At 66.4% G+C, this 8,693-nt stretch carries 7 protein-coding genes; all 7 read right to left on the bottom strand.

What is annotated here, in order from left to right; all coding sequences use genetic code 11:
- On the bottom strand, positions 1–694 hold a 694-nt coding region (locus ACP5MM_RS06875; protein WP_427934305.1), incomplete at its 3' end, for a glycosyltransferase family 9 protein.
- Between the two features lie 198 nt (positions 695–892).
- The gene (locus tag ACP5MM_RS06870; RefSeq protein WP_427930784.1) at positions 893–1,957 is read right to left on the bottom strand and encodes a glycosyltransferase family 4 protein; all 1,065 of its coding nucleotides are present in this window, start codon (positions 1,955–1,957) and stop codon (positions 893–895) included.
- Positions 1,954–2,670: a polysaccharide deacetylase family protein gene (locus ACP5MM_RS06865; protein ID WP_427930783.1), complete on the bottom strand. Its 717-nt coding sequence runs from the start codon at positions 2,668–2,670 to the stop codon at positions 1,954–1,956. Before ACP5MM_RS06865 ends, ACP5MM_RS06870 begins: the two co-directional genes overlap by 4 nt.
- A complete protein-coding gene (locus tag ACP5MM_RS06860) occupies positions 2,667–3,629 on the bottom strand; it encodes a glycosyltransferase family 2 protein (protein ID WP_427930782.1) in 963 nt (320 codons plus the stop codon). Before ACP5MM_RS06860 ends, ACP5MM_RS06865 begins: the two co-directional genes overlap by 4 nt.
- Positions 3,630–3,657: 28 nt before the next feature.
- A complete protein-coding gene (locus ACP5MM_RS06855) occupies positions 3,658–4,677 on the bottom strand; it encodes a Nudix family hydrolase (protein WP_427930781.1) in 1,020 nt (339 codons plus the stop codon).
- Positions 4,677–5,900 carry a bifunctional glutamate N-acetyltransferase/amino-acid acetyltransferase ArgJ gene (argJ, locus tag ACP5MM_RS06850; protein WP_427934304.1) on the bottom strand — a complete coding sequence of 408 codons (1,224 nt, stop codon included), beginning with the start codon at positions 5,898–5,900 and terminating at the stop codon, positions 4,677–4,679. Before argJ ends, ACP5MM_RS06855 begins: the two co-directional genes overlap by 1 nt.
- Before the next feature lie 15 nt (positions 5,901–5,915).
- On the bottom strand, positions 5,916–8,621 hold the full coding sequence (secA, locus tag ACP5MM_RS06845; RefSeq protein WP_427930779.1) for a preprotein translocase subunit SecA: 2,706 nt from the start codon (positions 8,619–8,621) through the stop codon (positions 5,916–5,918).
- Positions 8,622–8,693 lie beyond the last annotated feature (72 nt).

Here is an 8,693-nt window from a genome sequence, read left to right as displayed (position 1 = left end):
GGCGTTTTCCTTGAGCATCAGGGGTGCCACAGCCAATATTGAGGCCGATGAAGGGAAGGAAGGGCGATAGATCGCCTGCCAATTGCATCCTCCAATAGTGCCCTGCGGCGGTTTCTTGAAGGAGGATGGCTTGGCCATTGCGCGCGAGGCCCAAGGCAGCCAGGGCGGCAAAGTCCCGCTCCGTGTAATCCATGGGCCAGTCAAGGCCCTGGCGAGCGGCGTAGCGACGTAGGCCCGGGGCGGCGTGGTCGTAGAGCAGGCCACGTCCGGGGACCTCCGCCACCCCCACCGTGGGCGCGCCGCTGTGGCGCTTGGCCCAGCGGGCCACGAGGGTGGTTTCCAGGCCGTGGGGTTCATGGTCGATGATGAGATCGGGCCGGATTCGCGCCGTGATTTCCCCCACCTGGGGGAGGAGACGCCGCCAGCTTGCGGGCCCCACGCCGCGCATGCCGAGGAAGCGGCCTTCGGCCATGGGCAGAAAATGGGCGCTGCTGAGGAGGTGGTGTTCGCGGATGAGTTCTTCGCTGGGGTAACCAGGCCAGCGGGTGAGAAAGAGCAGGTGCAGTTCCGCCTCGGGCCAGCGTTCTTTGAGCACCGCCCAGGCGGCCGAGCTGCGCAGGATGTCGCCAATGCCGGCGCTATGGGACTTGATGAGGAGGATGCGGCGCGGCGCGGCGGGCAGGGGACGGGACATTGGCGCTATGATTGATTCGTTCCGGTCAGGGCATAGACCTGCCCCGCTACACACCCATGGCGGATTTCGGATCGTTGCTCGCCTTCCAGGCATCCTGCCACGGGCAACGGTGTCACCAGGGCCGCTTTCATGGCTTCCTCTCCCGGGGGAATCCCCGCAAACATCGTGGCTGTATCATAAGATTTCGGCTCTTCCCTGTCATCGTCCCAGGGCCGCGAGAAAGTCGCGGGCAATGGCACCGGCGTCGAAACCCCCGGCGTAGGTCGGTCCGGCGGCGGCGAGTTGCCGGCGCAGCGTGGGATCACGGACGAGACGCAGGAGGGCAGCGCTCCAGGCAGCGCTGTCGCCGGGGGGCAGCAGCAGGCCCGTTGTGCCGTCGGCGAAGCTCTCCGGAATCCCGCCCATTGCGGCGCCGAGCACCGGGGTGGCGCAGGCCTGGGCCTCCAGGCAGACGCGGCCGAAGGTGTCGGGCTCGATGGAGGGCAGGGCCAGGACGTCCATGACGCTGTACCAGGGGGCGACCTCTTCCTGCCAGCCAATGACGTGCTGCCAGGGGCGGTTTGCCAGGCGGGCGCGCAATTCCGCTTCATGGGCGCCGCCGCCGATCCAGAGCCCCCGCACCCGCGCATCCCGGGCATGGGCGGCGTCGATGGCGTCGGCGAGGGTAAACACCCCCTTGCCGCGATGCCATGCCCCCACAAAACCCGCCAGCAATGCCTCCTCTCCGATGCCCAGGGACTCCCGCCGTTGCCGACGAGCATCGTCATCGCGCCGGTAATCGGCGAGGACCAAAGGGTTGGGCAGCATCTCCACGCGCTCGCCCGGCAGACCCTGGGCGATGAGGCGTTGCTGCAGATAGCGGGAGATGGCGAAGAGGCGCAGGGGCCAGCGCGCGAGCAGCCAGCGGGTGCCGGGGCGCATCTGCAGGTCCATGTGGCGGAACAGCGCCAGGGGTATGCCCTGGGTCCGGCTGAGGAGGGCCAGCGGCCAGTATTCCTTGCTGAAGCTGCCCATCAGCCAGTCCGGGCGGGTGTTGCGCAGGGCGCGCCGCACGGCGCGGAAGCCGCCGAGATCGGCACTGTTGCGAAAATGGCCGGGGTGGAGGACCACGCCGCTGCCACGCAGGGCCGCGGCGATCCGGCCCTGGGGATGGACGACGGCATGGACCTCGGCGCCAATCCCGACCAGGGCTCGGCTGAGGGTGATGAGGTGGGTCTCGGTGCCGCCGCCGCCCGGGTTGGTGCCGACCCAGAGGAGCCTCACCGCCTGTCCTCATAGGCGCTCAACAACTGCAAGGGCAGCAGGTGCGGGCCGTGGTGGCCGCCCACCAGGATCCGCGGCAGCAGAAAGGGGTCCGCTCCCGCCCGCGCCCGGCCCCGGGCCACGGTTACCGCCGCGGCAAAGCCCGCCGCCTGCACGCTCCGGGCCTCCCGCGGGCCGGCGGCGCCGTAGGGATAACAGAACTGGGTGACGGGCTGGCCGAGGAGGTCCTGCAGATCGGCTTTGGAGCCGATGATTTCGCCTTCCAGCGCCGCCGGACTGCAGTCGGGCAGGCGGAGGTGCTGGCGCCCGTGGGCGCCGATCTCCATGCCGGCCCCTTGCCAGGCGCGCAGTTCGCTTGCATCCATGAGCGGCTTGCGGATGCCGAGGATCTCGGCATCCCAGTGATTGTAGCGGCCGATCGCCTGGCTCACCACATAGCAGGTAGCGCTGAAGCCGTGGCGCTGCAAGACGGGCAGGGCGTTTTCCAGGTTGTCCCGATAGCCGTCGTCAAAGGTGATCACCGCCACCTTGCCGCGTTGCTCGCCGCGCAGGTAAGGCAGGGCCGCCGTCATGGACAGGCCGCGGTAGCCCAGGAGCCGCAGCAGGACCATCTGCCGCGCGAAGCGCCCGGGGCTCACATAGAGGCCGCGCAGCTTCGCTCCCCGGGGGGCGCGGGCCACGTTGTGGTACATGAGGATGGGGATGGGGTTCACGCCGGGGGATCGAGGTGGATACTGCTGCGCACGACGTAGGTCTTTTTATCCTGGGATTCGTGGTAAATCCGCGCCAGCATCTCGCCCAGCACGCCGGTATTGAGGAATTGCAGACCCGCCAGGAAAAACAGCACGCCGGCAATGAGCATGGGCCGGTCGGCAATCTCCACGCCGAGGGTAAACTTGATGATGAAGAGGTAGAGCAGCATCAGCGATCCCAGGCTGAGGAAGCCCAGTCCGATGGTGCCGAAGAAATGCATGGGCCGCTGGCTGTAGCCCAGGAAGAATTTGACGAAGAGGAGATCCACCAGGACCCGGAAGGTGCGGGTGATGCCGTATTTGCTTTGCCCCGCCCGGCGCGGGTGGTGGCGTACGGGCATTTCGACGATGCGGTCCGTATAGGTCAGGGTGGCCAGCCAGGCGGGGATGAAACGGTGCATCTCGCCATAGAGGCGCACGCCCTTGAGGACCGAGGCGCGATAGGCCTTGAGGGTGCAGCCGTAGTCGTGCAGCCAGACGCCGGTGATGCGACGGATGAGGCGGTTGGCGATGCGCGACGGGATCTTGCGCAGCAAGAGCCCATCCTGACGGTTTTTGCGCCAGCCCGCCACCACGTCCAGGTCTTCGGCTAGGAGGCGTTGGGCCAGGGGGAGGATGTCCTGGGGATCGTTCTGCAGATCTCCGTCCAGGGTCACGATGACCTCGCCCCGGCTGGCATCGATGCCGGCCTGCATGGCCGCCGTTTGCCCGAAATTGCGTTGCAGATGGATGATCTTGAACTGTTCCCCGCGTTGCTCCGCCTCCCGGTCCAGGGCGGCGGAGCTGCCGTCACGGCTGCCGTCATCGACGATGATGATCTCGGCGTCGGCGGTGCCGAGGGCAGCGGCCAGGGCCGCACAGAGGGGAACGACATTGTCGATCTCGTTATAGAGGGGGATAACGACGGAGATTTGCGGCATGGACATTCCTGAGGGGATTTGTTCCATTCTATCCCAGTGGGCCGGAACTGGTCATCCATGCCGCGTCATAGGCTCGTGCGCTGGCGGCAGGATCGCGGCTCTCCAGGATGCCCGACAACACCGCCACCCCGGCAGCCCCGGCCTGCCGCGCCGCGGCCACCCGCTCCGGGGTGATCCCGCCCAGGGCCAGGAGCGGGAGGCTGCTGGATTGCGCCAGCGCAGCAAAGGCATCCACACCCAGAGGCTTGGCATCGGGATGGGTGGCGGTGGCAAAGAGGGGCGACAGGAAGGCATAGCTTGCCCCCAGCCGCGCCGCCTTGTCCAGGCAAGCGGCATCGTGGCAGGAAACGCCAAAGGGACGGGGTATGCCCCCCTCTTCGCCCCATTCCTCCAGGGCCCTTTGGGTCAGATGCAGGCCATCGCTGCGGAGTCCGGACAAGGCTTCCGGGCTGTTGAGACAGACCCGCACGCCGCGTTCCGCAGCGGCTTCGCCCAGGCGCAAAAGCTGACTGCGCAGGGCTGGGTCGGGCCGTTCCTTGAGGCGCAGGACGATCCAGCGCAGACCGCCGGCCATGGCCGCCGCCAGCGCCGGGAGCAATTGATCGCTGGGGAGGCGCCGGGGGTCGGCAACGAGACAGAGGGGCGGCTGCGGGAGTTTTTCCGCCAGCAAACCGGCGATGATGGGGCGGTTGGCAGGCAAAAAAGGCAGGCTGGCCAGATCTTCCGGGTCCAGCCAGCGGATCTCCTGCCCCTCCCGGCCATGGGCCTCACCCTCCCAGCTTGTCACCCGGAAGACGTGCAGGCGCACCGTGCGTTGGCTGTAGGCGAAGTCCATTACCCGCCAGGGGCTGGCGCCACGCACCGCGATGCCCAGTTCCTCGCGCAACTCCCGTACCAGGGCCGCGTCCGGGCTTTCGCCGACCTCGATCTTGCCCCCCGGGAATTCCCAATAACCCGGCCAGGGCTTGCCTTCCGGACGCAGATCCGCCAGCACCTGGCCTTGGGAGGACTGGAGGATGCCGGTGGCGACGGGAACGATGGACGGCATCAACTGCGATAATCGGCGTTGATGCGCACGTAGTCGTGGGAGAGGTCGCAGGTCCAGACGTGTTCCTCCGCCGTACCGCGTCCCAGGTCCACGCGGATGGGGATTTCCGCTGCGGCCATCACCGCCTGGCCCGCCGTTTCGCGGTAGTCGGGATCCCGGGCGCCGTCCCGGACGATGCGCAGTCCACCCAGCCAGATCTGCACCTTCGCCACATCCAGATCGTCGATGCCCGCGGCGCCGATGGCGGCCAGCAACCGTCCCCAATTGGGATCGGAGGCGAAAAAGGCGGTCTTGATGAGGGGCGAATGGGCCATCCGGTAGGCCACCTTCAGGCATTCCTCGGGATCGCGGCCGCCCGCGACGGTAATGGGGATGAATTTCGTCGCACCCTCGCCGTCGCGAACGATGGCCTGGGCGAGCTGCAGGGCCACCGCCTCCACCGCCGCTGCCACCCGGCCGTAGGCGGGGTCCTGGGGCGTGCGGATGGGGTCCATGGCCGCCTTGCCCGTGGCCATGAGGATGCAGGCGTCATTGGTGGAGGTGTCGCCGTCCACCGTGATGCGGTTGAAGGAGCGTTCCACGGCATCGCGCAGGCAGCGTTCCAAAGCCGGCCCCTGCAGGGGGGCGTCGGTGGCGATGTAGGCCAGCATGGTGGCCATGTCCGGACGGATCATGCCCGAGCCCTTGGCAATGCCGGTGACGGTGAAGTGCACCCCGTCCAGGGCAACCCGGACGGAATAGCCCTTGGCTACGGTGTCCGTGGTCATGATGGCCGTGGCGGCCTCGATCCAGGCATCGGGGCGCAGGCGGGCGGCGCAGGCGGGGAGGGCCGCGCCGATGCGCTCGGCGAGGGGCGCCACCTCGCCGATGACCCCCGTGGAAAAGGGAAGCACTTCCTCGGGACGGCAACCCAGCGCTGCGGCAACGATCCGGCAGCTTTCCTCGGCCGCCGCCATGCCCTCGGCGCCGGTGCCGGCATTGGCATTGCCGGTATTGACGAGCAGCGCCCGGACGCTGCCCCGGGCCAAGTGCCGCTCGGCAACGATGACCGGTGCCGCGCGGAAGCGGTTGCGGGTAAAGACCCCGGCCACCGCCGTGCCGGCCTCCAGGGCGATGAGGGTCAGGTCCTGGCGGCCGGCGTAGCGGATGCCCGCCGCAGCGGTGCTGAGCCGAATTCCGGAGATGGGGTCCAGGTGCTGTGGGGCGGAGATGCCGACGGCCATGAAGGGTCCTTTTGCCTAATCCAGGCGACCGCAGCAATGCTTGTATTTTTTGCCGGAGCCGCAGGGGCAGAGCTGGTTGCGGCCGATCTTGGGGCCGCCGACCACGGGAATGGCCTTCACGGGATCCGCGGGATCCGCAGGGTCCGCCAGGGGATCGGTGGCAGCGATGTCGGGGTGGGAAAAGAGCAGGGGCTGCCCTTCCTGGCCATTTTCTCCCAGTGCGGCGAGGTCGGCCTCGCTGCTCACATGCAGCTTGGAGAGGGACTCGATGACCTCCATGCGCACCCGTTCCAGCATGGCGTTGAAGAGGGCGAAGGCCTCGCGCTTGTATTCCTGCTTGGGATTCTTCTGGGCGTAGCCGCGCAGATGGATGCCCTCCCGCAGGTGGTCCATGCTCGCCAGATGATCCTTCCACTGACTGTCCAGGACCTGCAGCATGATGGCCTTTTCGAAGTGGCGCATGACCTCGGCGCCGATGAGGGCCTCCTTGGCCGCGTAGTTGCCCAGGGCCTCATCGAGAATGCGGCTGCGCAGTCCCTCGAAGCCCAGACGATGATCCGCCGCCAGCCATTGCTGCACCGGCAGTTTCAGGCCAAAGACCCGGTCGATGGCCTGTTCCAGGCCCTCCAGATCCCACTGCTCCTCCATCACCCCGGCCGGCGCGTAGTCCTCCAGGATGGCCCCCAGCACGTCCTCGCGCAGGTTGACGATGGTGGCGCTGATGTCGCCGGCGTCCATGAACTCGTTGCGCTGCTGATAGATGATCTTGCGCTGTTCATTGGCCACATCGTCGTATTCCAGCAACTGCTTGCGGATGTCGAAATTGCGGTTTTCCACCTTGCGCTGGGCGTTTTCGATGGCCTTGGTGACCCAGCTATGCTCGATGGCCTCGCCCTCCTGCATGCCCAGGCGCTGCATGAGCGTGCCCAGGCGGTCGCTGCCGAAAATGCGCATGAGGGGATCTTCCAGGGAGAGGTAGAAGCGGGTGCTGCCGGGATCCCCCTGGCGGCCGGCACGGCCGCGGAGCTGGTTGTCGATGCGCCGCGACTCGTGGCGTTCCGTGCCCACGATGTGCAGACCGCCGGCGGCGATGGCGGCGTCGTGCAGGGCCTGCCAACCGCCTTTCAAGGCCTCCACCTGGCGGCTTTGCTCCGCCTCATCCAGGTCGGGATTGGCCAGGACCATGTCCACCTGATGCCCCACATTGCCGCCGAGGACGATATCGGTACCGCGACCGGCCATGTTGGTGGCGATGGTGACCGCCTTGGTCTTGCCGGCCTGGGCGATGATTTCCGCCTCCCGTTCATGCTGCTTGGCGTTGAGCACCTGGTGGGGGACCTTGGCCTTTTTCAGCAGCGCGGAAAGAAATTCGTTGTGCTCGATGGAGGTGGTACCCACCAGAACGGGCTGGCCGCGTTCGTGGCAGTCCTGGATATCGGCGACAATGGCGTTCCACTTCTCCCGGCTGGTCCGGTAGATCAGGTCGGCAAAATCCTTGCGCTGAACGGGGCGGTGGGTGGGGATGACCACCACCTCCAGGCCATAGATCTGATTGAGCTCAAAGGCTTCGGTGTCGGCGGTGCCGGTCATGCCCGAGAGCTTTTCATACATGCGGAAATAATTCTGGAAGGTGATGGAGGCGAGGGTCTGGTTCTCGTTCTGGACCTGTACTCCTTCCTTGGCCTCCACCGCCTGATGCAGACCGTCGGACCAGCGCCGGCCGCTCATCATGCGCCCGGTGAATTCATCGATGATGCACACCTCGCCATCGCGGACGATGTAGTCCGTTTCCCGCCGGTAGATGGCGTGGGCGCGCAAGGCCTGATTCAGATGGTGGACGAGGGTGACATTGCTGACGTCGTAGAGGTTGCCCTCCCGGAGGAGGCCGTTTTCCACCATGAGCCGCTCGGCCTTTTCGATGCCCTCTTCGGTGAGCAGCACCTGACGGGCCTTTTCATCCACGGTATAGTCTGCATCGGCCTGGAAGTGTTGAATCAGCCGGTCGACCTGATAATAGAGGTCGGTATTTTCCTCGGTGGGACCGCTGATGATGAGCGGGGTGCGCGCCTCGTCAATGAGGATGGAGTCCACCTCGTCGATGATGGCATAGTGCAGGCTGCGCTGGACGCGATCGGCCGGAGAGAAGGCCATGTTGTCGCGCAGGTAGTCGAAGCCGAATTCGTTGTTGGTGCCGTAGGTGATGTCGGCGGCATAGGCGGCGCGCCGCTCCTCCGTGGCCAGGTCGGAGATGATGGTGCCTACGGAAAGGCCCAGAAAGCGATGCACCCGCCCCATCCACTCGGCATCGCGGCTGGCCAGGTAGTCGTTGACGGTGATGACATGCACCCCCTTGCCGGTCAGGGCGTTGAGATAGGCGGGCAGCGTAGCCACCAGGGTCTTGCCCTCGCCGGTGCGCATTTCGGCGATCTTGCCGTTATGGAGCATATACCCGCCGATGAGCTGCACATCGAAGTGGCGCATCCCCAGCACCCGCCGCGCCGCCTCGCGAACCACGGCAAAGGCCTCGGGCAGGATCTGGTCCAGACCTTCGCCCTGCGCCAGGCGTGCCTTGAAGGCATCGGTGCGCGCCGCCAGGGCGCTGTCGTCCAGGGCGGTGATCTGGGGTTCCAGGTCGTTGATTTGCGCCACCACCGCGCGGGCGTTTTTGATCAGACGGTCATTACGGCTGCCAACGACACGACGGAGTATGGTTCCAAGCATGAGCGGATAAACCTAGGCAAAAACTGCCCAATAACGTAGCATGAATGACCATGAATGGTAAGAGCCGGTCTC

The organism is Acidithiobacillus sp., from assembly GCF_049965315.1.
GTDB lineage: Bacteria > Pseudomonadota > Gammaproteobacteria > Acidithiobacillales > Acidithiobacillaceae > Acidithiobacillus_B.
The sequence above is the reverse complement of the archived record's forward strand: the minus strand, read 5'-3'. Positions and strand labels throughout refer to the sequence as shown.